The following is a 24,328-nucleotide window of genomic DNA, read 5'->3' on the forward strand; positions in this document are numbered from 1 at the left end:
GTCTCCTCCTACTGCCGTGGCGGTTGCCCGTGGTTTCCGGCCAGGCGCAGCAGGCTGGTCCGGATGCCGTCGAGCAGCTGTTCAGCGGACCCCGACCGGAAGGCCGGGGTGGCGTAACTCAGGTCGACGCGGAGCCGGGGGCCGGTGAGCGACCCGGTCACGTCGAAGGGGAAGGGCCAGTGCCCGTCGCTGTCCTCGGTCGGCCCGAACGGCGCCGCGCACACGTCCAGGAGCTGGTTGGCAGGGGCGACGTCGTCGAACCCGAAGCCACCCATGTAATTCACCGCCACCATCGGCGGTGCCGTCGCGGCCAACCTGGTGCGTACCTCCTCGGTGGGGCAGAGGTGGCGCAGCAGCCCGTAGCCGATGCCGTTGTCCGGCACCCGGGCGAGCTGCCGGATCACCGAGCGCACCGAGCGCGTCGGGTCGGCTGTGGAGGGCAGCCGCAACCGCAGCGGATAGAGCACCTGGAACCAGCCGGTCGTGCGGCTCACGTCCAGGTCGTCGAAGAGCGGCTCCCGGCCGTGGCCGGTGGTGGCCACTGTCACCGCGCCGCCGTCGGTGCGCCCGGCGATGGTGTCCACCACCGCCCACACCAGCAGGTCCCGCACGCTGGCCCGCAGCCGCCGCGCTGCGGCGTGCACCCCGCTGGTGGCCGCCTCGTCCAGCGTCACGGTGGCCAACCCCAGGTCGCCGAGTCGGACCGGCCCGGTCTCCGGCTCGTCAGCGAGTCGACGCAGCACACCGTCGTCGGCCTGGGCGAGCCAGAACGGCAGCTGTTCGGCGAGCCGCGTCGAACCGGCGTACTCGGCCAGCCGCCGAGCCCAGGCACGGTACGACGTGGTCTTCGCCGGCAGGGTCGGCTCTTCGGCGCGCTCCAGTTGGCCGCACAGGGTCTCCAGGTCGGCCAGGAGCAGACCGCGGGAGACGGCGTCCACCACCAGGTGGTGATTGACGATCAGCAGCCGGTCGGGCAGTTCCGGGCCGAGCCGGAAGTGCGCCACCCGGGTCAGCGGGCCCAGGTCGAGATCCAACGAGGTCTGCGCCTCGGCGCAGAGCGCCTGCACCGCCGCCTCCCGCTCGTCGACCGGCACGCCGGTCAGGTCGTGGCTGACGAACGGCACGGCGTCGGTCGGGTCGGCGTGCCGCTGTCGCCAACTACCGTCCGCGCGGCGGGTGAACCGCAGCCGCAGCGCGTCGTGCTGGGCGACCAGCCGGCGTACCGCCTCGCGAAGCAGGTCGGCAGAGAGCGGGCGGGCCAGCTCCAGGTAGTAGGGGTGGTTGAACAATGCGGGCCGGGCCATCGTGGGGGCGAGCAGGTCGGTGAACCAGCGCTGCGCCCCGGTCAGCGGCGCGTCGCCGCGCACCTCGCCCTGCTCGGCGTCGAGCGCGGTCGCCCCCGGCTCGCCGAGGCTGGCGGCCAGTTCGGCGACGGTGGGGTGGCGGACGAGCTGGCGGGGAGTGACGTCGATGCCGGCCGTCGCGCAGCGGGCCACCAGCTGCATGGCGAGCAGCGAGTCGCCGCCGACGGCGAAGAAGTCGTCGTGGATACCGACCTGGTTGGTGCGCAGCAGCTCCGACCAGATCGCCACGAGCTGGCGCTCCCGTTCGGTGCGGGGGGAGGCGGCGGCCCGGTCGGCCGACCGCCGGTACCCGTCGGTGACGGCGACCCGCACGGCCGCGGCGTCGGCCAGTTCGGTGGCCACCTCGGCCAGCAGGCCGGGCGCGATCGCGTCGACCGGCTCGTCGGCGTGCGTGGTCAGGGCCGCGTCGAGTGACCAGAGGCCGCGCAGCACCGGCACCGGCCCGGTCGCCGGGTCGAACGGCAGCGCCAGGACGTCTGCGGGGCCGGGCTCGGTGGCCGGGTGCAGGAGCAGCGTCGTGGCGTCGACCGGCGGCGTCGGGGCGTACCCGATGATCCCGGCGGCGACCAGCGCGGACAGCTCCGGGGCCTGCGGCGCCGAGCCGAGCAGCACCTCGCGCCCGGTAGCGGCCTGGGTGGCGAGCAGCCGGGCCAGCTCCCCCTGGTGCGGCGCCGGTCCGGCCGGTACGACCAGCCGGCCGACCGCCGGATGCCGCACCACGCGCCGCACCAGCAGGGTTGCGGCGACCGCGGCCAGCTCCGGCGACCACTCGTCGCTCGCGTTCAGCTCCGACACCCGGTAGCGCCGCGCCCCGGCCTCGACCGACACCACGTCGACGTCGGGCCGGGCGTCGCGCAGCCGCCCGGTCAGCTCGGCGAAGAGCCCCTTCCACGGCGCCGTCCGGTAGTTCGGTGCGGCGGGGCAGACCGCGATGGTCAGTGGGGCCGCGCTCCGGGCACGGTAGACGTCCACCGCCGCCAGCAGGTCGCCGTGGAAGGCGCGCAGCCCGGCGGCGGCCGCACCGAGCGGGCCGGGCACCAGCCGATCGTCCCAGCGCAGCACCAGCACGTTGCGGTCCCGGGCGTTGGTCGCCAGGCCGGCGGCCGGGTCGCGCAGCAGCCGCAGCAGCGCCCCGGACGGAAGCTGGCCGAAGGTGTACGGCAGGCCGAGCAGCTGCGTCCAGAAGCGGACGGTCGCCGCCAGCTCGGGCAGCTCGACAGTGCCGCCGACCAGCAGGCGGGGCGTCGCCGGCGCGGGCCGACGTGGTGTCGCCGCGGGTCGTGCCGCGCCGGTGATCGGCTCGTCCGGTCGCCGTGCCCCGTCGTCGAGCATCCGTCCCAGCCCGGTCAGCAGCCGACCCATCCGCTCCGGTTCGAACAGGTCGGCGCGGTACGCCAGGTCGGCGTGCAACTCGTCGCCCTGCCAGGTGAGACTGAGGAACAGGTCGAAGTCGACGCCGAAGCTGGGCACCTCCACCCCGGTGGCGGTCAGCCCGGCGAACTCCGGCACCTCGTCGGGGCCGTCGATGACGTTCAGCACGCACTGGAACAGCGGGTGGTGCGCGGTCTGCCGGGGCAGCCCCAGCGCCTCCACGATGGACGCGAACGGCAACCCCTGGTGCCGGTACGCCTCCCGCGCGCTCCGGTAGGCCCGGGCCACCAGCTGACGGAACGTGGGCCTTCCGGCCACGTCGACGCGCAGTGGCAGCAGGTCGGCGAAGCAGCCGATCAGCGGTGCGAGTTCGGCCCGCTCCCGGCCCGCCGTCGGCACGCCGAGCACCAGGTCCGACTGGCCGCTCTCGGCGTGCAGCAGTGCGGCGAAACCGGCCAGCAGGACGGCGAACGGGGTGACGCCCTCGGCGCGGGCCAGCTCCCGTATTGCCGTACCGAGACCGGTGGCGAGCCGCTGCGACCGGTAGCCGGCGACGTCGGAGAGCTCCTCGGGACGCGGGTGGTCGGTGGGCAGCTCCAGCAGGGTCGGCGCGTCCCGGAGCCGGTCCCGCCAGTACGTCAGGTGTGGCTCGACCGCCGTCGAGGTCAACGAGTCGCGCTGGTGGCGGGCGTAGTCGGCGAACTGCACGGGCAGCGGCGTCAGCGACCCGCCGACGCCGGTGGCGTGGTGCGCGTACCGGGTGGCGACCTCGTCGAGCAGGATGCTCCACGAGGTGTTGTCGCAGACGATGTGGTGCATCCCGAGCAGCAGGTGCCAGCGGTGCTCGGGCAGCCGGACCAGGCGGGCCCGCAGCAGTGGGCCGGCGGCCAGGTCGTACCGGTGGGCGGCCAGGTAGCCGGCCGCCCGCCGCAACGCACGGGCCTGCTTCGACGTCGGCAAACCGGTCAGGTCCACTGTCTCCAGCCACGGGTCCAGGTACTGCCGCACCACCGGCTCGGGCTCGCCACCCCGGTCCCGGAAGGTGGTTCGCAGCACCTCGTGCCGGGCCAGCACGTCGTCCAGCGCCCGGCGCAGCGCCGCCTCGTCCAGGTCGCCGCTCAGCTCCAGCGCGGCGGTGGTGTTGTGCCGGACCACGTCGTCGCCGAGCTGGTCGAGGGCCCAGAGCCGGACCTGCGCCGACGACGCCACGGCGGGTGTGTCGGGTGCGGCAGGGGTCAGCGGCGCGAGTGCTGTGGCGTCGGTGTCGGCGTCCAGCAGTGCGGCGAGCCCGGCCACCGTCGGGTTGGTGAACAGCGTGTAGAGCGACACCTCCCGGCCGAACTCGGCCTGCACTCGGGACAGCAGGTGGGTGGCGAGCAACGAATGGCCGCCGAGGCCGAAGAAGTCGCTTGTCACACCCACCTGCTCGACGCCGAGCGCGGTGGCCCACAGGTCGGCCAGCCGTTGCTCGGTCGGGGTGCGCGGCGCGACCGTCTCCGCGTCGTCCGGCCCGGCCGCCCGGGTCGGCGCCTGTCGGCTCCGCTCGGCGACGGCGGCGGCCGTGCTCAACTCCTCGACGAGGTACGCGGCCCGCTCCGGCCCGATCGGCCCGGCGAGTCCGGCGCCGGTCTGCGGGCCGGGCGCGGCCGGTCCGGCACCGGTCCACGGGCCGGGCGGGTCCAGTGGCCAGACGTGGGCGAGGAATCGCCGCGCGTCGTCCCACCCGGCGGGCACCGCCAGCGCCAGCAGGCCCGGGTGGTCGCGCCGGAGCGCCGCCACCGTCTCCGGGTCGGTGTCGAGCACCACGGTGGTTGCCCGGTCGGCGGTGGCCAGCGCGGCGGTCAGACCGCCCGGCGGGCACGCCCGCACCTCGTGGCCGGGCAGCGCCTCGGTGAGCCGGTCGACCGGCAACCGGTCGCCGTCGACCAGCACCTGCCGGCGGAGCTGACCGGCGGTCCGGCGCAGCTCGCGCACCAGGATCGTGCCGAGGGCCGCGAAGTACTCGCCGGTGTACGGCACGTGCCCGAGCGCGTCGGCGCGTTCGTCGCCGACCTCGCTCACCGGGTAGGCGCCGGCGTGGTCGGCGGCCCAGACGGCGTGCACGCCCGGGGTACGAGCGGCCAGCGCGGTCAGCCGGTCGTCGAGCCGACCGTCGGCCCGTCGCCGGTCGACGCCCGGCGACGCGGGGCAGACCAGCAGCAGCAGCGGAGCGTCGGTGCGCCGCCGGTACGCCGCCACCGCCGCGACAAGGTCGTCCATGGCGGCATCGAGTGCCCCGGCGTCGCCGTCCTGCCGGCGCAGCCAGTCCTCCCAGCGCAACAGGCACACTGTGGCGTCGGCCGGCGGCCCGGCGAGCAGGTGCGCCACCAGTTGCCCGTAGCCGACCAACTCGACCGAGGCGGGCACCCGCAGGAAGCGCAGCCAGAACTCCACCGGGTCGCGCACCGGGTCGACGGTGAAGGTGGCCGCCAGCGCGATCCGCTGCCGGTGCAACCCCGACACCTGCGACAACTGCCGCTCAGGGGTGTCCGCCAGGGCGCGCAGCAGCTCCGGCAGCCGGCCCACCGTCGCGGCGATCGTCTCGTCCAGGTACAGGTCGGCGTTGAAGTCGACAGCGCCCTCGATCCGGTCACCGTGAGCGGTCAGGCTGACGAAGAGGTCGAAGTCGGTGAGGCCGTTCTCGGCGGCCACCGGTGTGAAGGTCACGCCGGCCGCCTGCCGCTGCGCCACACCGCCGTCGGTCATCGTGGCCAGCACCTGGAACAGCGGGTTCACGCTCGGGTCGCGGACCGGGCGGACCTCCTCCACCACCCGCGCGTACGGGGCCTCCTGGTGCGCGTACGCCTCGCTGACGGTGCGGTGGACCCGGCGCACCAGCTCGCGTGCCGTCGGGTCGCCGCTCACGTCCACCCGCAGCACCACCATGCTGGCGAAGCAGCCGATCAGCGGCTCCAGGTCGGTGCTCGCCCGACCGGCGGCCGGCATGCCGAACAGCAGGTCGTCCTGGTCGGTGGCCTGACGCAACAGGGCGCTGAGCCCGGCCAGGACGACCGCGTTGACTGTCGCGCCGGCCGAGCGGGCCAGCCCGCCCAGCGCCGCCGTCGTCGCGGCGTCGACCGTGAAGGGCAGGCTGCGGCCCCGGTGGGTCTGCACCGGCGGCCGGGGACGGTCCGGCGGCAGAGTCGATCGGGGCGGCGCGGTGGCGAGCCGCTCCCGCCAGTGCGCCAGGTGCCCGGCGAGTTCCCGTTCGGCCTCCGGACGTCGGCGGGCGGCGACGTGGGTGACGAACCGGGTGGACAGCGCCGGCAGCCCCGCCGGCACGTCACCGGCGAACTCGCCGTACCAGCTCACCACCTCCTCGACGAACACGCCGGCCGACCAGGCGTCGAAGACGATGTGGTGCGCGGCGACCAGCAGCAGGTGCTCGTCCTCGGCCAGCGCGAGCAGTCGTACCGCGAGCAGTGGGCCGGTGGTGAGGTCGAACCGGATCGCCGCGTGGGCGGCGGACTCCCGGTCGGCGGCGACCCGCCGTTGCTCCGGCGGCAGCGCCGTCAGGTCGACCACCGGCAGCGGCACCTCGACGGCGTCGCGGACCCGCTGGGTGACGGCGACGCCATCCCGGCTGTTGCCGTCGGCCGGCACGAAGACGATCCGCAGCGCGTCGTGCCGGGCCACCACCGCGTTCACCGCCCGGTGCAGTGCCGCGACGTCCAGCCGGCCGCTGATCCGCTCGGCGAACGGCACGTTGTAGACCGGGGTGCCGGGCTCCAGGCGGTCGAGGAACCAGAGCTGCTCCTGCGTGAAGGAGAGCGGGTAGGCGGTGGCGGCGTCCGCGCGCTGCGGACGAGCCCGGCGCAGTCGCAGCGCCAGCAGCTCCCGCTGCTCGGGGGTGAGGCCGGCGAGGTCCGGGTGCAGGTCCTGGCTCACCGGGTGACCCCCTCGGCGTGGGCGCCCACCGTCGTCGGCCGGCCGCTCAACAGGCGGGCCAGCGGGGGAGGGGAGTCGTGCAGGTAGAGGTGGCCACCGGGCACGACGGTCAGCGAGAAGCCGACGGCGGTGCAGGCAGCCCAGCCGGCCATCTCGTCCGGGCTGATCAGGGGGTCGTCGGCCGCCGCCACCGCGTCCACCGGCAGCGGCAGCGGGGTTACAGTGGTCGGTCGGTACGACGCGACGACGGCCAGGTCGGCCCGGACGGTGGGCAGGATCAGGTCCAGCAGGCCGGCGTCGGCGAGCACCTCGTCGGACACCCCGCCGAGGTCACGCAGCCATCGAGTCAACGCCGCGTCGTCGAGGTGCTGCGCCGAGCCGATCGGTGCGCTGTCCTGCGGCGGGCGGGCCGCGGAGACCACCAGCCGCTGCGGCGCCGGGCCGCCCCGGGCGAGCAGGCGGGTGGCCACCTCGTACCCGATGAGGGCGCCCAGGCTGTGCCCGAAGATCGCGTACGGGGCCGCAACCCGCTCGACGATCGCGTCGACCAGCGGCGGCGCCAGGTCGGCCATCGTCCTCAGCGGCGGATCGGCCAGCCGGCGTTCCCGGCCGGGCAGCTGCGCGGTCCACACCTCCACGTCGTCGCCCAGCAGCGTCGACCAGGGCCGGTACGTGCCGGCGCCGGCGCCGGCGTACGGGAGGCAGACCAGCCGCAGCCGGGCGGTCGGGCGCGGCGCGGCGCAGCTCAACCAGGCGGCGGCACCGGTCGGTCGGGTGGCGGTCGTCGGCTGTGGCATGCGAACCCCGATCCTGCTCAGCACGGCGACGACGGGTGGTGTCGCCATGCCCGCACACGCTAGGAACGGCCCGTGACGGCGGTCTTAGCGTCGGATGAGGGTTAGCTGCGGTGTGTGCTGCGGGTGGCCGGACCGGGTCCGCTGTGGACCTACCCGGAGCGGGTCACGGTGCCTCGACGACCTCGCGGCCGAGGGGCCAGAACGCGGCCGGAACGAGCTTGAAGTTGGCGACGCCGAACGGGATGGTGATGACCAGGACGAAGCAGATCAGCGCGGCGATGCCGTACCCGACCGCCAGCACGAGGCCGCCGCCGAAGACGAGCCACAGCACATTCAGTACGAAACGAATCATTACTCCAGCATGAAACATGCTCGCCACTCGGCCGGGTTCTCGGGGGTTGCTCGGTGGAAGACCTGAGACGAAAGCCAGGGCGACCCGAGGGATGCTCCCGGAGGTCGGCAGCCGCCGGCGGTCACCCTCGATCTGCTTCCCATCGGCGGCCTGTGCATGGCGCTGGCGTTGGCCCCGGCGCTGCCGCTGGTACGACTGCACGGTGAGCGGGCCGAGTCACCCGTCCCTTCCCACTGAGGACTCGGGGTGGCGCTGGCCCCTTCGAACCAGCGCCACCCTGCGAGCCGCTACCTCAGGGCGAGGGTGCGGGCGTCGGCGGCGATGACGCTGGCGACCTCCGCCGGCACCAGCTTGCCGGCCTGCCGGTCGGCGTAGGTGGCCAGCTCGGCGTACTGGGCGTGGGCCAGCTTGGTGGTCATCGCGGTGACGGCGGCCGGGTCCGCGCCCGCTGTGAGGATCAGGTAGCCGAGGCCGGCCTGGCTCACCGTCACGGTGAAGGTGCTGGTCACGGTGGCGGTGCCCTCCGGCCCGGTGGCCTCGGTGGAGATGGTGTGCCGGCCGGCGGTCAGCTTGGCCAGGTCGAGCTTGCGCCCGGCGGCCGACTTCTTGCCGTCCAGCGTGACGGTGACGGTGTCCGCGTTGGTCGCGGCGACAGCGATCACCGGGGACTGCGCCCGGTCCAGCCGAGCCCCGTTGGTCGGTGAGGTGATCTGCACGGTCGGGTCGGCGGAGGCCCGCTGGACGAACGCCGAGTTCCAGCCGACCAGCTCCGCCGCGCGGTTGGTGATGATCGCGTCGGCGCCGATCCGCTCCAGCCGCTGCCACAGGCCGGCGGAGTCCATCGTCCAGGCCATCACGGCGACTCCGGCGGCGTGCAGCGGCGCGACGACCTCCGGCTTGGCCAACAGCGCGTTGCCGTCCGGGTTGTACGCGGTCAGGTGCAGCTCCTTCGCGATCGCCACCGGGTCGGCGTCCAGTGTGCTGCGGAGCAGGCCGAGCGGCAGCTCGGGGGCGATCTCGTAGGTGTACTTCAGGGCGTCGACCTCGAAGCTCTGGATGAAGACCCGGCCCATCATCTGCTCGTCCCGGATCACCTGAATGATCGTGGCGACCTCGTCGCGGGTGTGCCTGCCCTTGATCTCCACGAGCAGGTTGCCGCCCCGGGTGCGCAGGTCGGCGAGCTGCTCGGCGAGGGTGGGCACGCGCTCGCCGACGTACTGCGGGCCGAACCAGGAGCCGGCGTCGAGCGCCTTGATCTGCGCGGCGGTCAGGTCCCGGATGTTGCCGGTGCCGTCGGTGGTCCGGTCGACGGTGCCGTCGTGCAGGATGAACGGGATGCCGTCCCTGCTCGGCTGGACGTCGTTCTCGATCCAGTCCGCGCCGCCCTTACGGGCGATCTCCTGGGCGACGAGGGTGTTCTCCGGTGCGGCGGCGGACGCGCCCCGGTGGGCGATCACGGTGAACGGGCTGCCCTCCGGGCGGAGGTAGCCGTTCGGCGCCAGCTCGGTGACGGTGACGTCGTCGTACGACACGGTCGCGCCGTTGACGAAGAGCCCCTGCACGCCGTCGGCGGAACGCTGGAGGCTGCTGGTCCGCATCGCCTCCCGCCCATCGAAGATCCAGCGGGCCTGGTTGCCGTGCACCTCGACCGCGACGCGCACGTCCCGGCCGGTGCCGGCGGCGGACGGGGCGGAGGCGGTGTTCGTCACGACCCAGGCGTTGGCAGTGGTCCGCTGGGCGAATTCGAGCCCGTTGGCGGCGGTGGTGCCGCTGCGCATGGTGGCGATCCACCAGGGGGTCGCGCCACTGGCGGGGACGTCGATGCCGAGCGAGGCCCAGCGGGTGGCGGCCGAGACCGACTCGAAGCGCATGGTCGCCTCGAGGCGGAAATCGTTCAGGTGCCGACCGAAAGTGATCTTGTTGTTCTCGCTGGAGCTGGCGGAGGTCCCGTACAGTCGGCCGTTCTCGACCTTCCAGGCGCCGTCGACCGCGTGCCAACCAGCGGGCAGCGACCCGGTCGAGAAGCTCTCCGAGACGACGACGCTTCCCGGCTCGGCGGTGGCGGGCGACGAGGTCGCGACGGCGACAGCGACGGCAGCGCCGGTGACGGCGAGGGCGACGACGGAGGCGGCGGCCCGGGCACCCAGGTCGCCGAGGCGCGACCCGGCGCGGCGAGGCGACGGTGATGCGGGTAGGACAGTCATGGTCGCGACGGTACGAAGCGCGCCCGAACTGATGATCAATCAAGCATGGCTGCCGCCGGAACGCCCGGTGTACCCCGCTCCATCGGGCCGTCCCGGATTGGTCAGCTCGACAGGCCGGAGCAGGCGACCCCGTCGATGGTGCACGCCTTGGGGGCGGAGCCGGTCAACGATCCATTGACCCGGAACGTCACCCGGACCGAGGCGCTGCCGGGCACCTGAGGAGTGTTCGGGTCCGGCACGAACGTCCACACCGCACCGTCCCGGCTGGCCTGTGCCCCCTCGACCCCGCTGATCCCCAGCGACTCCCGGGGCAGGGTGACGACCAGCGTCCACCCCGGTGCCGGGACCGGACCGGGATTGCTGATCGTCACGGTCGCGCCGTAACTGAGCAGGGCGTTGTCCGTGATGGCGAAGGCCGCGCCCAGGGCCGCCGGGGTAGGTTCGGCACTCGCGCCGGTCGGCGTGGGCCGGGTCGACGACGCGACGGCCGGTGGGACCGAGGAGGCCGAGGCGGGCGGGGGAGCGGGCACCGCCGGGCTGGTGGCCGCCGGTCGCGCCTGCGCCCGGGGAGTAGCCGACGGCGACGCGCCCACCTGCTCGACCGACGGCGGCGGGTCGAGGGTCACCGGCGTCAGCTTCTCCGGCGTACGCAGCACCCCGACGACGGACACGGCCGTCGCGATCAGCACCCCGAGCGCCGCCACGACGGCCACCCAGGTGGCCCGCGAGACGTCCTCCCGACCGGTGAGCACCCGCCGTGCGGCAGTGACGAGGGCCACGACCCGATCCAGCAGGATGATCGCCACGGTACGGCGTGGCTGGGGTGGTGTTGCCGGCACTGCCAGTCTCTCCTTCAGTTCGTCGCCGGGTGCGCGCCCGCGATCCGTCCGGGTCGCGGGTGGCACCTGCCCGGTCACAGCCCGCGAAGCCCGACGAGTATCGCCTCGAGCAGATCCTCGGTCGGCAGCTCCGACAGCATCGGCGGTTCGTGCGTCTCGATCAGCCCGGTCGCGAGCAGGTCACCGAGCAGCACCCGGACGGTCCCCAGCGGAAGATCCAACTCGGCACCCACCTCGGCCACCGACACTGGATGGTGACACAGCTCGACGATCCGCGCCTGTTCAGGGAAGAGCGGTGTGGGGGGCGTGACCCCCCGCCGGGCGACGACCAGCGAGATCAGGTCGAACTGGCCGCGTGCGGGCGCGGTGCGCCCCCCGGTCATCGTGTAGGGCCGGGCGACCGGGCCCGCGTCGTCGTCGTACCACGCCTCGTCAGGGGTGCCGCTGGTGTGCACCAGTGTCCCCGATCGTCACCGAGGAGGCCGGGCCCAACGTGATCGGCAGGTGCTGCTCGGCCTGCCCGACGAAGAGCGCCACCTCGTACGCCATGTCACCGACCTCGACGTCGTCACCGGCGATCCGCACGGTGAGGATGGTCCCGTTCGGGATGGTGGCGATGAACAGGAACGCTCGCGACATCTGCACCACGACCTGGCGCAGCCGACCCGCGTCGCAGGTCCGGGTGGCGGCCAGCCCCAACGCGATCAGTCCGGCGACCACGCCGGAGATCTGCTCGGCCAGCTTGTCCCCCACCCGCCGCGAGCCGCCGAGCGGCAGCCCGTCCGGTGAGAGCACCACGGCGAACTCCGCGCCGTGCACCCGGTCGACCAGATCGTTCAGGGCGTCGGTCAGACCGTCCTCGGTGACCACTGCAGACGTCATTGATGTCTCCTAGCTGTTCTCGCGACTGGCAACTCAACAGTGTCGAGGCTGGTCCTGCCGTGTTCCGGGCCGGTCGACCCGGGGTGGCGGACCCGCGTCGGCAGCGCGCCGTCGCCGTTCGGGTCGGGCAGGTCGGCGCCGGTGCGGGCCGGTGGGTACGGGGTGGCGGGTGGTGCGCTGGCTGGTGTGCGGCCGGTGTCGGTGACCGCGATCAGCCGGGAGGGGAGGAGCACGATGGCCGCCGTTCCACCGCGCCGGCTGGGGCGCAGCGAGACGTGGGCGCCGCAGCGGCCGGCCAGGACGGCGGCGGCGTACCAGCCGGCGCGGCCTGCGGGCGGGCCGTCCGGTGGCGGGTTGCCGAGCAGGTGGTTCGCCTCGGCCAACGCTGCGGCGTCCAGCCCGGGCCCGTCGTCGACGACGAGGACGGCACACCCCTGCTGTCGCTGCTCGCCGCTGACCCGGACGGTGGTCTCCGCCTCGGAGAAGGCCAGGGCGTTCTCGATCAGCTCCGCCAGCAGGTGGATGACGTCCGTGACGGCCGGCCCCGCGAGCGACCACGGCCAGTGCGGCGCGATCAGGACCCGGTGGTAGTCCGGCACCTCGGCGACAGCGCCGCGCGCCACGTCGAGCAGTGGCACCGGGCGTCGCCAGCGGCGGGCGGGCGTCGCGCCGGCCAGGGTGACCAGTTTCTCCACGTTGCGTCGGACCCGGGTGGTGAGGTGGTCGAGTTGGAACAGCTCGCCGGTTTCCTCGGTGGACCGATCCCGACGCTGCATCCCGTCCAGCAGGCTGAGTTGGTCACGCAGCAGGACCTGGTTGCGTCGGGTCAACCCCAGGAACAGCTCCCGCTCGGCGTCACCCCCCGGCGTCGCCGGTTCCTGCGCTGGGGTCGGCGTCTCCGGCGCCGGTGCCGGGAGATCGGCACCGGGTCTGGTCAGCTCGTCGGTGAGGCGTCGGACGGTGCCCGCCCAGCTCAGCAGCAGCACGAGCACGACGATGAGGCCGAGCCCCACCACAGCCCCGGTACGCGCGATGAGCACGGCGGCACCGGGGGTGGCCCGCTCGACGCTGCTGCGGGCGGTGTTCGTCACCAGTGTCTGCAGCGCGCCGAGGGCGGCATCCGCCGCGGCCCGCCAGCCCTGGATGGTGAGACCGGCCAGGGCGTTGGCGGTGCCGGCCTGCAGCAGAAGCCGGTCCTCCAGAGCGAGCAGGGCCGCGAACTCGGGGCCGGCCGCGAGGCGCTGCTGCTCGCCCTGGCCGTCGGGCGGAAGCCCGGCCGCGGCCTCGGTGCGCCCGTACCGCTGGGTGCTGACCAGTTCGCCCAGCCGGCGCCGCTCGTCGGCGCCGAGCCCTGCGCCGGTCAGGGCCGCGCTGACCACTGTGTCCTCCCGGGCGAGCAACTCCCGGGCGCGGGCCAGCGCGATCACCGCTCGGGTGTCGGCGGCCAACCCGCTCTCGTACGCGCCCCACTCCGGGCCGTACACCCGGAAGGCGACGTCGATGACCTCGTCGTACCCGCCGATTGCCGCGCCCTGGTCGAGCCGCCCGGTGTCCACCTGGGATCGCCTCGTGCCCAGGCCGTAGAGCCGTCGGACCAGCTCACCGGCCCGGTCGCGGACGGTGCCGGCGCTGAGCAGCCGAAGGTCGCGGCCCTTCGTGAACTCGCGGATCTCGGCGGCGGCCCGGTCGGTGCCCTCGCGGGCCCCGACCAGCGAGGGCGTCTTCTGCCCCGCCCCGGCGATCGTCTCGGCGGCGATCCGACGCTCCGTCTGCAGGCTCAGAATCAGGCGGTCGATGGGCTGGCCCAGCGTGTCCGCCAGCGCCCGGACGCGCAGCAGGTCGATGGTGTCCTGGCTGGAGACGTAGGCCGCGTACGACCAGAGCGTGATCAGCACGGCGGCCAGCACGGCCAGCCTGGCCCGGATCAGCCGAACGTCGTTGCGGGTCATCGGCTCGCCCGCTGCGGCCACGGTTGCCCGGCGGTGTCGCTGGCCCGGTCGGCGACGAGGGTGCGCAGCAGCGCCAGCAGCTCGGTGCGGTTGGCGCAGTTCAGCCGGTTACGCATCCGCGCCACGTGGTGTTCGACGGTCTTGGCCGAGATGAAGAGCCGGTCGCCGATCTCCCGGTAGGTCAATCCGGCAAGCACCAGCTCGGCGACCTCGTACTCGCGGTCGCTGAGCCCGTGCTGCGTGGGGCCGGCGGCCCGCGCCGTGCTCGCACCGGTCGTCGGTGTCTGCCCGCCCTGCCCACCGGAGGGCCGCCCCTGCAACGCTCGCGCGCACTCCAGCAGGGTGGTCATCGCCCGCCGGTCCGTCGTGCGGATGGCGGCCTGCCCGGCGAGGCGGGCGCCGTCCCAGCACAACCCGGTGTCGTGCAGCCCCCGGGCGGCGGCCTCCACCCGGGTCGGGTCGACGGCCCCCCGGAGCACCTCCACCCAGCTTTCCGCTGCGGCGGCGACCACTGCCGCGTACCGGCTGTGGCCAGCGGCGGCGACCAACGCCGTGACGTGTTCGTCGGCGACCGTCGGCTCACCGGTCAGGATGGCGGCGTGAAGCCCGCTCCAGTGCAACGGCACACTCCACAGTGGCGGGTCGCCGAGGCGGTTGAGCAGCGCACGCCCCTGGTGCAGGTAGGGCTCCAGCCGGGCCAGGTCACCCAGCCGCGCGCCCGCGATGGCCAGCTCACCCAGCGGCAGCAGTGTGAACAGGTCGACGGGGTGCCGCACCACGGCCTCCAGCGCCTGCTCCCAACCCCGCTTGAGTGCCCCGAGGTCACTGTTGCGCCGGCCGATGCCCATCCGGATCGCGGCGGCGAAGAGCTGGTCGCGTGACTCCAGTGCCCGCCCGTCGAGCGTCACAGTGGCGAGCCGCTCGCCGGCGGCGTGGATCTCACCACGGACCATCAGGATCCAGGCCTGCAACAGCCGGTGGCGGCGGGCCATCAGCGGGCCGCCGACACCGGCGCCCAGGGCGCGGTGCAGCACCCGCTCGGCGATCTCCAGCTCACCGCAGTGCACCGCCGTCAACGCGGCGAGGGCCGCCGGGCTGTCCGGCAGCAACGCCGCGCGGCCGTCCGGCTCCAGCAGCGCGGCGGCCTGCACGAGCGCGGAGAGCGCGGCGGTCGGCGGGCCGGTCACGCTCTCCCGTACACCGTTGGCCATCAGTCGGGCGGCGCTGGCGTGCAGGGTCGGCGGCTCGCCCGCCGGGTCACCCGCCGGTGACTCGGTGCTGGCGGCCAGGTCACCGGCGGCGAGCCCGCCGACGATGGCGAACGCCGCCGCCGAGGCGGTGCCCGACCACCGGAACAGCTCGACGCTGCGACCGACGTGACCACGGTGGGCCAGGGCGGTGGCAGCGACCACTGCCGCATCGGAGCGCTCCGGGGGAGCGGCAGTGGCCAGGAGTCGGTCTGCCAGCCGAAGCGCGTCGTCGAGGTGACCGGCGAGGGCGGCGGCGAGCGCCTGCTGCGCGTTGGGTGGCCGCCCGGCCGCCGTGGCCGCCGCGAACAGCTCGGCGGCGAACGCCGGCTCGTCGGCCAGCGCCTCGTCCGCCGCCGCGGCCAGGGTCGCGGCCGGGCAGTCGCCGAGCGCGCCGACCGCGAGCAGGGAGCGGACCAGCGGCAGCACCGCGCCACCCCGGGCGAGCTGCAACTCGGTGAGCCGCCGCCAGACCGCCGTCCGCTCGGTGGTGGGACTGAGCGTCGCGACGGCACGCCGGACGATCGGCGCGAGCCGCCCGTCCGCGCCGAGCAGCCCGGCGGCCCTCGTCGTGGCGATCAGTTCGTCCACCCCGGCCGGGTCCCGGCCCAGCAGCGCGCCGAGCATGTTCACCGGCAGCGCCCCGCCGACCGCGACGGCGAGCAGCAGTCGTCGTACCGCGGCGGGCTGAACGTCCAGGTCGGGCCCGAATTCGAGGATGACGGACCGGGGCGGGTCCACCACCCCGGTCCGGGTCTCCGTGCCGGCCAGGCCGCGGGCCAGCCGTTCCACGTCCCGGGGTACGCCGGCGGTCTGCGTGTGGACGAAATCGACCAGGTCGGCGGGGCGGCCCAGCTCGGGTGTGGCGGCGAGATGGGCGGCGGTCTGCTCCCGGGTGAACGGCGTGAGGAGCACGGCCTGCCCGTCGCGTCGTAGGGCGTCGACCAGCTCACTGAACGCCGCCGACCGGGGCCACGGGCGGTGGGCGACCACCAACCGGTGTCGCCGGCCGGCGACCAGACGCAGCAGCGCCTCCGTCCTCGCGTCGTCGAGCAGGTGCGCGTCGTCGACCAGCACCGCAGTGTCGGGGTCGACCGGCTCATCCGGCTCCGGCGCGGCCGTGCGGACGGCGATCCCGGCCCGCTGGTGGATGCGCTCCAGCTCGGCGAGGAGCGCGGTCTTTCCGTGACCGGCCGGACCGGCGATGCCGACGGCGAGAGGGCCGGTCGGATCCTGCGCCACAGTGTCCAGGAGCGCCTGCAACCCCTTGTCCACTGTCAACCCTGGTGCGGCGAGGTCATTCATGATCATTGCGGTCATCCTTCGCGTCCTCGGCCGCGGGCCAGCGCCAGGCGGGACGGCTTCGGCAGTTCCAGTGGGAGGACCCGGACCGGGGGCCGCGGTGGCGGATCGCCCGGAACGGTGTGATGGGGGCGGCGTGTTGCCGGGAGGGTGGCCCGCCCGGCGCCGCTGGCCGGGGCCGGAACGCGGGCCGGCGGCGGCTGGCGAGGGCGTGGTGACACCACCTGACAGGCAGCCATCGCCGCCCCGGTGGCGGCGGTCAACTGTGCGTCCGGCTCCACCTCGACGGCCACCGGGAGGGCCGCGCCGATCAGCTCGGTCACGAGCGGGACCCGGGTGGAGCCGCGGCCAGCAGGACGCCGTCGAGCTGCGCCGGAGTCACGTCGGCACTGCGTACGGCCCGGAGCAGGAGGTCGACGGTGGCCTGCACCGTCGGGCGGATCATGGCCTCGAACTGTGCCCGGGTCACCGGCACCCGCGTCGGACCGCTCGGCAGGGTCAGCACCACGTCGGCCGTGAGGTCGACTGTCAGCACCCGCTTGACCCGGTCACACTCGGCGCGCAGCCCGCGCAGCGCGGCCTGGGCCCCACGGCGTCCGGTCGCGGCCAACTCCCGGGCCAGCACGGTACGAGCATGCTCGGCCAGCGCCTCGTCGAAGTCGGCGCCACCGATCGAGTCGAGACCCTGCGGGGTGCCGAACGTCTCGTACGTGCCGCGCGGGGTGCGGCGCACCAGGGCCGCCTCGAAACTGTTGCCCCCCAGGGCGTAGACCACGGCCGTGCTGCCCGCGAACCCGCGTGCGGCGTGGCTCTCGGCGACGGTGACCGTGCGGGGCAGCAACGTCACGTGCCGTAGGCCGAGGTTCGACAGTGCCCGGTGCAGCACCTCCCGCCGGTAGGGGCGCCACCCCGCCGGGTGGCTGAGCACTATCGCCTCGGCCGCCTCGCCCTCCAGGGTGTGGACCCGCTCCACCACCCAGGCCGCCAGTTCGGCGGTCAGCGTCTGCGGCGCGCACGGCTCGCCGCCGAGCAGCACCGGCACGTCGTCGCCGATCCGGTGGACGAAGTCCCGTGTGGTGCGGCTGCCGTCGTCGGTCACTGGCTCGCCGACGCGCAGCGAACCGTCCTCGGCCAGGCAGAGCACCGAGGGCATGAGGGGTGAGCCGGCGCTCAGCGGGACGGCCTCGGGACGGGTCCAGGTCGCACCGCGCCGCCGCGCGACGGCGGCGGCGGTGTTGCTGCTTCCGATGTCTATCCCCAGGACGTACGGCATCGTCTCTGTCTCTCCCCGTGAGTCGGCCGGTCGGTGGCGATGGCGTCGGCTGCCCGACGACCCACCCCCGGCGAACCCCGCGGGCTCCTACGTTCGTACCAGAGATCAGTCCCTGGTCGGGACCCTAATCTCGCCGGGACGGTTTCCCCCTGTCCCCCTAACGTACGAGGTGGGGGAGCCCCTAGTTCAACCGGCCCGGATGCGGGCTCAGCCCCGATGCCCGGGGCGGGCCCCGGCAATAGCGTCGTCACCGTCGACGTACGACACCCCGCCAATGCCACTTCCGAGGAGAACCGGCACATGGACTCGCAGCAGACGCTCCACGACTTCGTGCTCGACCTACTGACGAACCCGGACGCGCGGTCGGCCTTCGACCTCGACCCCGAGGGCGCGTTGCGGGGCGCCGGGCTCACCGACATCACCGCTGCGGACGTGCAGGACGTCGTACCGCTGGTCGTCGACTACGCGCCGGGTGCGGGCCTCGCGCCGTTGGCCTCGCCGGTCGGGCAGCTCGGGCTGGACCCGCTGCTCACCGACACCACCGACGTGGTGGGTCAGTTGCAGAGCGTGGCGCAGCAGATCAGCGTCACCAGCTCGCCCGGTGGCGTGGACGTCAAGGCCGGCGTGCTCGGCGCCATCGCTGTCGACCCGTCGACCGCCGCCGCCGGCGTCACAGTGCTGCCGGGCATCGGTCTGGGCGTCGGTCCGTACGGCCTCGACACCGACCTGGCCGGTGTCTCCGACGTGGCGCACACCCTCGACGCCGACGTGGTGCAGCCGGTGGACGCGATCGCGGACCCGGTGCTCGGCGACGTCACCGGCACCGTCGGCGATCCGAGCGGTCTGCTCGGCGTCGCTGACTCGAACCTGATCGGCGGCGACCTGACCGGTGGTGTCCTCTCCGGCACCCACGGTCAGCTCGGCGGGGTCGTCAGCTCCCTCGGTGTCGACGACACCCTTGGCGGGCTGGGCCTCGGGCACGGCGACGGTGCCGTCGGCGGCCTGGTCCCGCCGCTCGACGTGCCGTCGACGGTGGGCGGCGTGACGCACCAGGTGGACAGCCTCCTCCCCGGTGTCACCGACACGGTCGGTGACGTGACCGGTGGGGTCACCGATGGTGTGCTCGGCGGCGACTCGCACGCCTCGTCCGATCACGGGCTGCTGGGTATCACCGGCGGTCTGCTCTGACCCGGATTTCCGGTCGGAGCGGAGGGCCGGATCGTCTCGGGCGATCCGGCCCTTCCCGGTTCCACATCCGGTCCCTCTTGATAATTGAGCTGAAATCCGCACACTTGGTGCGGTGATGGCCGGGATCTGGTTGGACGTGCTGGACGAGATCGCCCGCACGTGCACTGCACACGGTCGCGGTGACCTACTCCAGACGGTGCGGCAGAAGCGCGCGCAACTGCTGGACCCGACGCTGCGTGTCCTGGTCATCGGCGAGCCGAACCAGGGCAAGAGTCAGCTGATCAACGCGATCATCAACGCTCCGGCCTGCCCGGTCGGCGACGGTCGGACGACAGTCCTGCCGACCGTGGTGCAGCACGCCGAGGCCCCCACCGCGGCGGTGGCGCAGGCGCCGCCACCAGCCCCGGGGCACCCCACCGCCGCCGCGGTGACCGTCGAGCGGACCCCGGTGGCGCTCAACCAGGTCGCGGCGGGCGTGGCCGGCCTGGTCGGGTGCCGGCCGGGCGGCGGGCCGGCGTACATCGAGATCGGACTGCCCCGTGCCCTGCTCGGTGCCGGGCTGGTGCTGGTGGACACTCCCGGCACCGACGAGGTCGCCGGCATCGGCGCCGCCGCTTCGGTCGCCGCGCCCGCCCGCGCGGACACCGTGCTGCTGGTCTCCGACTCCACTCGGGAGTTGTCGGTCGCCGAGCTGAACATGCTGCTGCACATCATGCGTTCGCACCCGAATGTGGTGGTGGTGCAGAGCAAGACCGATCTGGTGGCGGACTGGCGTACTGTCGCCGAGCGCAACCGGCAGCACCTGGCCGAGGCGGGGATTCCGGCGACGCTGATCCCGGTCTCGGCGGCGCTGCGACTGCGCGCCGCCGCGGCCGACGACCGCGGGCTCAACGCCGAGTCGGGTTTCCCCGCGCTGATCGCCCGCCTGCACCGCGACCTGGCCGGCAAGGCCGACCACCTGGCCCGGGCGGCGGTGCAGACGGTGGCCCGGACGGTGGTGGAGCAGTTGGCCGCGCCGCTGCGCGCCGATTTGGCGACCCAGGAGGAAGAGGAGCAGTCCGGGCCGATGTCCCGGCTGCACGCGGCGCAGCGCGAGGTCGACGAGTTGCGCCGGTGTTCCACCAGGTGGCAGAACACGCTGACCGACGAGATCACCGACCTGCTCGCCGACCTCGAGTACGACCTGCGCGACCGGACCCGACAGATCCTGCGCGCGGTGGACGAGGCGTTCGACACCGCCGATCCGTTGGTCGCCTGGGACACGTTCCAGGACTGGCTGGAGCGGAGCCTGGTGGAGGCGGCGGAGGCGAACCACGAGTGGCTGACCCAGCGCTGTGACTGGATCGCCCGGCGGGTGGCCGCCACCTTCGACCGGTACGGCTACGACGTGCTGCCGCCCTGGTCGATGACGATGCCGGACGACATCGGCGAGCGACTGCCCGAGCTGCAACGGCCGACGATCGACCGGTTCACCACCGGCCAGAAGTTGTTCACCGGGATGAAGGGCTCGTACGGCGGCATGCTGATGTTCGGTCTGGCGACCACCCTGGCCGGCATGCCGATGATCAACCCGGTCTCGGTCGGCATCGGGGCGCTCTTCGGCGGCAAGAGCATCCGCGACGAGAGCAAGCAGTTGCTCCGTCGCCGCCAGGCGACGGTCAAGACGGCCATACAGCGGCACGTCGACGACTTCTTCGTCCGGATCATCCGAGACTGCCGCGACGCCGCCCGGCAGGTGCAGCGGATGCTGCGGGACCACTTCACGGGGCTGACCGAGGAGCTCCAGGAGGCCATCGTGCAGTCGTTCCGCAGCGCGAAGCAGGAGGCCGACACCGATGCCTCGCTGCGCGAGCAGCGGCAGCGCGAGATCCGGTTGAAGATGACCCGGCTGGCGGCGGTGTACGAGCAGGCCCGGCAGTTGACCGGCGCCCGCCCCGCTCCGCTGCTGCTGGAGCCGCAGGCATGACGGTGGGGGTGCGCCTGGACGAGGCGGCGTGGGGGTTGCTGCACCAGGCCATCGAGCTGTACCAGGACAATCCCCGGGCCGTCAATGAGCTTCGGCAACAGGTGGCCCGGTTGGAGCAGCCGCTGCGAATCGCCATCGTCGGCCCGTGGCGGTCGGGCAAGTCGACGGTGCTCAACGCGTTGATGGGCGAGGAGGTCGCGCCGGTCGAACGGGCGGACAGGGCCTTCACCTGGTACGAGGACGGGGCAGCGCCGCGCGCCACCGCCTACCCGGTCGGGCAGCCGCCACAGGAGTTGGCAGTGGTGAAGTCGGCGACCGGGCTGCGGGTGGATCTGGGCTGGGGTGCGGGGGAGGTGCGCGACATCGTGGTGCGGTGGCCGACGCGGGCGCTGCGGCAGATCACGCTGATCGACACTCCGGCGGTCACCGGCGGCGCCGAGCAGGGCCGGGTGCCGGTGTTGGAGCGGGTGCTGCGCGACTCGGACGCGGTGTTGTACCTGACCCGCGACGGTCGCGACAGCGATCTGCGGGTGCTGGAGTCCGCAAGGGACAGTGCCGTCGGGCAGTCCGCTGCGGTCAACGTGATCATGGTGCTGTCCCGCGCCGACGAGACCGGTGGCGGTCGGATCGACGGTCTGCTCACGGCCCGCCAGCTCGCCCGCCGGCACTACCGCGACCCGAGGGTGAACGCGCTCAGCGTCAACGTCGTGGCGTGCAGCGGCATGATCGGCCTGGCCGGCCGGATGCTCGGTGAGTCGGATTTCGCCGCGCTCGCGACAGTGGCCCAGGTGCCCCGGGCGGAGCTGGACGTCCACCTCATCTCCGCCGACCGCTTCCTGCGTGGCGAGCTGCCGGTACGGCTGGACACCGAGGTGCGCGCCGCGCTGCTGGGCCGGTTCGGGGTCTTCGGTGTCCGGCTGGCGGCCACGCTGGTGCGCAGCGGGTTCGACAGCCGGGTGAAGCTCTCCGCCGAGTTGATTCGGCGTAGCGGTCTCACCGAGCTGCGCGAGTCGGTGACGCGGTGTTTCATCGATCGCCGGGACGCGCTGAAGGCGCGCTCCGCGTTGGCCGCGGTGGAGGCGCTGCTGCGGGCCGAGCCGACCCGGGGCTCCGCCGAGCTGGTCGGCGCGGTGGAGCAGATCCTCGCCGGTGCGCACGAGTTCCGGGAGTTGCGCCTGCTGGTGGCGTTGCGGAACACCCGGCTGGGGTTCGACGCGGAGCTGGCCGCCGAGGCGCAGCGGCTGGTTGGCGGCGACGGGGTGGGCCTGGCGGCACGGCTCGGTGTCGAGCACGAGACCGACGTGCGGCAGCTCTGGGAGGTCGCCTCCGACGCGCAGTGGCGGTGGCGGGACCGGGCGGAGGACCCGCTGCTCCCGCTGGCGCAGCGCCGCGGTGCCCAGGTCGTCGTCCGCAGTTGCGAGGGGATGATCGCCGAGCTGGCCGCGGGCGGGCGCTGAGCGTCCGATCGCCCGTTTCGCGGCGGTGGTTGGCAGTCTTTCGAGGTGGGAGGCACCCGGCATTGGCCAAAACCGGAAGTGTTGGTTAGCCTAACCTAACTTTCGGGCCGGATGGCTCGCTTCTCTTCGAAAGATCGGGAACTTCACCATGCACTCATGGCGTCCGGTCCTGGCCGTCGCGGCGCTGAGCGCCGTGCTCGGCGGGCTCACCGGTTGTGGCAACGACACGGGCAACGGTGACACCGCCGCCGCTGCCACCGCCTCCGGCCCCTGGTCTTTCAACGACGGCTCGGGCAAGGTCGTCAAGGCGGACAAGACACCGACGCGGATCATCGCGCACGCCGGTGAGGCCGCGGCCCTCATGTCCTTCGGCATCAAGCCGGTCGGCGTCTACGCCGACGAGTCGGTCAAGACCGACCCCAACCTGAAGAGCCTCGACCTCACCGGGATCGAGATCCTCGGCGAGGAGTGGGGCAAGATCGACGTGGAGAAGGCCGCCGCCCTGCGTCCAGACCTGATCGTCGGCGACTGGTGGCCGGCCGAGAAGGCGCACAGCGGCATGGAGGAGGGCGTCGACGAGAAGAGCAAGAAGCTCGCCGAGCTGGCCCCCATCGTCGGCGTCACGCAGGGCAAGTCGATCGTCGCGCTGGCCGAGGGGTACGAGGATCTCGCCGAGAGCCTCGGCGCCGACGTGGCCAGCCCGCAGATCGCGGCGAACAAGAAGCGCTTCGAGGACGCGGTGACAGCGTTCAAGGCGGCCACCTCGGCCAAGCCGGACCTGACTGTCGCGGCGATGTCGCCCTCGACCGAGAAGGTCTACGTCGCGAACCCCGAGTACGCGCCCGAGTTGCTGGACCTTCAGACCTGGGGCCTGAAGGTGATCAACCCGGCCAGCCCGGACCCGGCCTTCCCGTACTGGGAGAACCTCAGCTGGGAGAACGCCGACAAGTACCAGCCGGACCTGATCCTGTGGGATGGCCGGTCCTTCACGCCCACTGCCAACGCCGAGTGGACCACGAAGCAGCCGACCTGGTCCAGGATCAAGGCGGCCAAGGTCGGTGCCACCGTCTCCTGGCCGGCGTTCTGGCTGCACACGTACGGGGACTTCGCCACCGAGCTGGACAAGCTGACCCAGGCGGTCAAGGCCGCTGATCCGAATGTCGGCAACTAACCAGATCGGGACGCGCACCTCGACGGGAGGCGTGCGGCGAGCCTCTGCCCTCGGGCCGGGGCTCGCCGTCCTCTGCGTGGTCCTCGCCCTCGTCGGCTTCCTGAGCGTGACCATGGGCTCGCGTTCGATCGGGCTCTCCGAGGTGCTGCACGCCCTGTTCAGCCTCGACAGCGACGGGCCGATCAGCAGCACCGTCACGCTGGAGATGCGCGTACCCCGCACTCTGCTCGGCATCCTGGTCGGCGCGGCGCTCGGGGTGGCCGGGGCGATCCTCCAGGGCGTCACCCGCAACCCGCTGGCGGATGCGGGGATCCTGGGCATCAACTCCGGCGCCGCCGCGTTCGTGGTCTTCGCCATCACGGTGCTCGGGGTGCGCGGCGTCGGTGTCTACGTCTGGTTCGCCTTCGCGGGCGCGATCGCGGCGCTGGCCCTGGTGTACGCGATCGCCTCGCTCGGCCGGGAGGGCGCCACCCCGGTGAAGCTGGCCCTGGCGGGCGCGGCGGTCACCGCCGGCCTGACCTCGGTGACCAGCGGGATCGTGATGACGAACGTGGACGCCCTCAACGAGCTGCGGTTCTGGCAGGTGGGTTCACTCGCCGGTCGGTACACCCCGATCCTCACCGGTGTCGCGCCCTTCCTGCTGATCGGCCTCGCCGCGTCGCTGGGCTTCGGGCGGGCCATCAACGGCCTCGCGCTCGGTGAGGACGTCGCGCGTGGCCTCGGCCAGAACGTGACCCGTACCCGGGCGGCCGCCTTCGTCGTGGTCGCGATCCTCGCCGGCGCCGCCACCGCGGCCTGTGGACCGATCGTCTTCGTCGGGCTCGTCGTACCGCACCTGGCGCGGTTCATCTGCGGCCCCGACTACCGCTGGATCCTGCCGTACTCGATGCTGCTGGCACCCATCGTCCTGCTCCTCGCCGACGTGCTCGGCCGGGTGGCCGCCGCCCCCGACGAGGTTCAGGTCGGCGTGATCCTCGGGCTGATCGGCGCGCCCGCGTTCATCGCGATCGTGCGCTACGGCCGGCTGTCGGAGGTGTGA

General features: G+C 73.4%; 15 protein-coding genes and 1 pseudogene. 5 read left to right on the plus strand and 11 right to left on the minus strand.

The annotated features are described in order from the left end of the window. Window positions 1–8: 8 nt before the first annotated feature. From ABZS40_RS16825 to ABZS40_RS16875, 11 genes and pseudogenes are all read right to left on the minus strand, one after another. Window positions 9–6,662 carry a condensation domain-containing protein gene (locus tag ABZS40_RS16825; protein WP_354944156.1) on the minus strand — a complete coding sequence of 2,218 codons (6,654 nt, stop codon included), beginning with the start codon at window positions 6,660–6,662 and terminating at the stop codon, window positions 9–11. Then, window positions 6,659–7,507: an alpha/beta fold hydrolase gene (locus tag ABZS40_RS16830; RefSeq protein WP_354944157.1), complete on the minus strand. Its 849-nt coding sequence runs from the start codon at window positions 7,505–7,507 to the stop codon at window positions 6,659–6,661. The genes ABZS40_RS16825 and ABZS40_RS16830 overlap by 4 nt, the downstream gene beginning before the upstream one ends. A 127-nt stretch (window positions 7,508–7,634) precedes the next feature. Further along, a pseudogene (locus tag ABZS40_RS16835) lies at window positions 7,635–7,811 on the minus strand (YccF domain-containing protein); the annotation flags it as partial. A 287-nt stretch (window positions 7,812–8,098) separates the two neighbouring features. Beyond that, window positions 8,099–10,015 (minus strand): glycerophosphodiester phosphodiesterase family protein, encoded by a 1,917-nt coding sequence (locus ABZS40_RS16840; protein ID WP_354944158.1) that lies wholly within the window; start codon window positions 10,013–10,015, stop codon window positions 8,099–8,101. 101 nt (window positions 10,016–10,116) lie between these two features. Next, window positions 10,117–10,854, minus strand: a complete 738-nt coding sequence (locus ABZS40_RS16845) for a hypothetical protein (RefSeq protein WP_354944159.1) — start codon at window positions 10,852–10,854, stop codon at window positions 10,117–10,119. 74 nt (window positions 10,855–10,928) lie between these two features. Then, a complete protein-coding gene (locus ABZS40_RS16850; RefSeq protein ID WP_354944230.1) occupies window positions 10,929–11,312 on the minus strand; it encodes a DUF742 domain-containing protein in 384 nt (127 codons plus the stop codon). Then, window positions 11,287–11,736 (minus strand): roadblock/LC7 domain-containing protein, encoded by a 450-nt coding sequence (locus ABZS40_RS16855; protein ID WP_354944160.1) that lies wholly within the window; start codon window positions 11,734–11,736, stop codon window positions 11,287–11,289. Before ABZS40_RS16855 ends, ABZS40_RS16850 begins: the two co-directional genes overlap by 26 nt. Next, complete coding sequence (locus tag ABZS40_RS16860; protein WP_354944161.1) at window positions 11,733–13,685, minus strand: nitrate- and nitrite sensing domain-containing protein; 1,953 nt, start codon at window positions 13,683–13,685, stop codon at window positions 11,733–11,735. Before ABZS40_RS16860 ends, ABZS40_RS16855 begins: the two co-directional genes overlap by 4 nt. Continuing rightward, entirely contained in the window at window positions 13,682–16,243 is a 2,562-nt protein-coding gene (locus ABZS40_RS16865; RefSeq protein ID WP_354944162.1) for a LuxR C-terminal-related transcriptional regulator, read from the minus strand. The genes ABZS40_RS16860 and ABZS40_RS16865 overlap by 4 nt, the downstream gene beginning before the upstream one ends. A 5-nt stretch (window positions 16,244–16,248) precedes the next feature. Next, window positions 16,249–16,557 (minus strand): hypothetical protein, encoded by a 309-nt coding sequence (locus ABZS40_RS16870; RefSeq protein WP_354944163.1) that lies wholly within the window; start codon window positions 16,555–16,557, stop codon window positions 16,249–16,251. After that, the gene (locus tag ABZS40_RS16875) at window positions 16,554–17,507 is read right to left on the minus strand and encodes an Hsp70 family protein (protein WP_354944164.1); all 954 of its coding nucleotides are present in this window, start codon (window positions 17,505–17,507) and stop codon (window positions 16,554–16,556) included. The genes ABZS40_RS16870 and ABZS40_RS16875 overlap by 4 nt, the downstream gene beginning before the upstream one ends. A 300-nt stretch (window positions 17,508–17,807) precedes the next feature. Here ABZS40_RS16875 and ABZS40_RS16880 point away from each other — a divergent pair, with 300 nt between their 5' ends. The 5 genes from ABZS40_RS16880 (at window position 17,808) to ABZS40_RS16900 (ending at window position 24,328) form a co-directional block, all read left to right on the plus strand. Beyond that, a complete protein-coding gene (locus ABZS40_RS16880; protein WP_354944165.1) occupies window positions 17,808–18,695 on the plus strand; it encodes an IniB N-terminal domain-containing protein in 888 nt (295 codons plus the stop codon). A 115-nt stretch (window positions 18,696–18,810) separates the two neighbouring features. Then, window positions 18,811–20,661 (plus strand): dynamin family protein, encoded by a 1,851-nt coding sequence (locus ABZS40_RS16885; protein ID WP_354944166.1) that lies wholly within the window; start codon window positions 18,811–18,813, stop codon window positions 20,659–20,661. After that, window positions 20,658–22,118 (plus strand): hypothetical protein, encoded by a 1,461-nt coding sequence (locus tag ABZS40_RS16890; RefSeq protein ID WP_354944167.1) that lies wholly within the window; start codon window positions 20,658–20,660, stop codon window positions 22,116–22,118. The genes ABZS40_RS16885 and ABZS40_RS16890 overlap by 4 nt, the downstream gene beginning before the upstream one ends. Before the next feature lie 148 nt (window positions 22,119–22,266). Then, a complete protein-coding gene (locus tag ABZS40_RS16895) occupies window positions 22,267–23,289 on the plus strand; it encodes an ABC transporter substrate-binding protein (protein ID WP_354944168.1) in 1,023 nt (340 codons plus the stop codon). 31 nt (window positions 23,290–23,320) lie between these two features. Beyond that, the gene (locus ABZS40_RS16900; protein WP_354944169.1) at window positions 23,321–24,328 is read left to right on the plus strand and encodes an iron ABC transporter permease; all 1,008 of its coding nucleotides are present in this window, start codon (window positions 23,321–23,323) and stop codon (window positions 24,326–24,328) included.

The sequence above is a fragment of the Micromonospora sp. NPDC005324 genome (assembly GCF_040607155.1).
In the GTDB taxonomy this organism is placed as follows: domain Bacteria; phylum Actinomycetota; class Actinomycetes; order Mycobacteriales; family Micromonosporaceae; genus Micromonospora; species Micromonospora trifolii.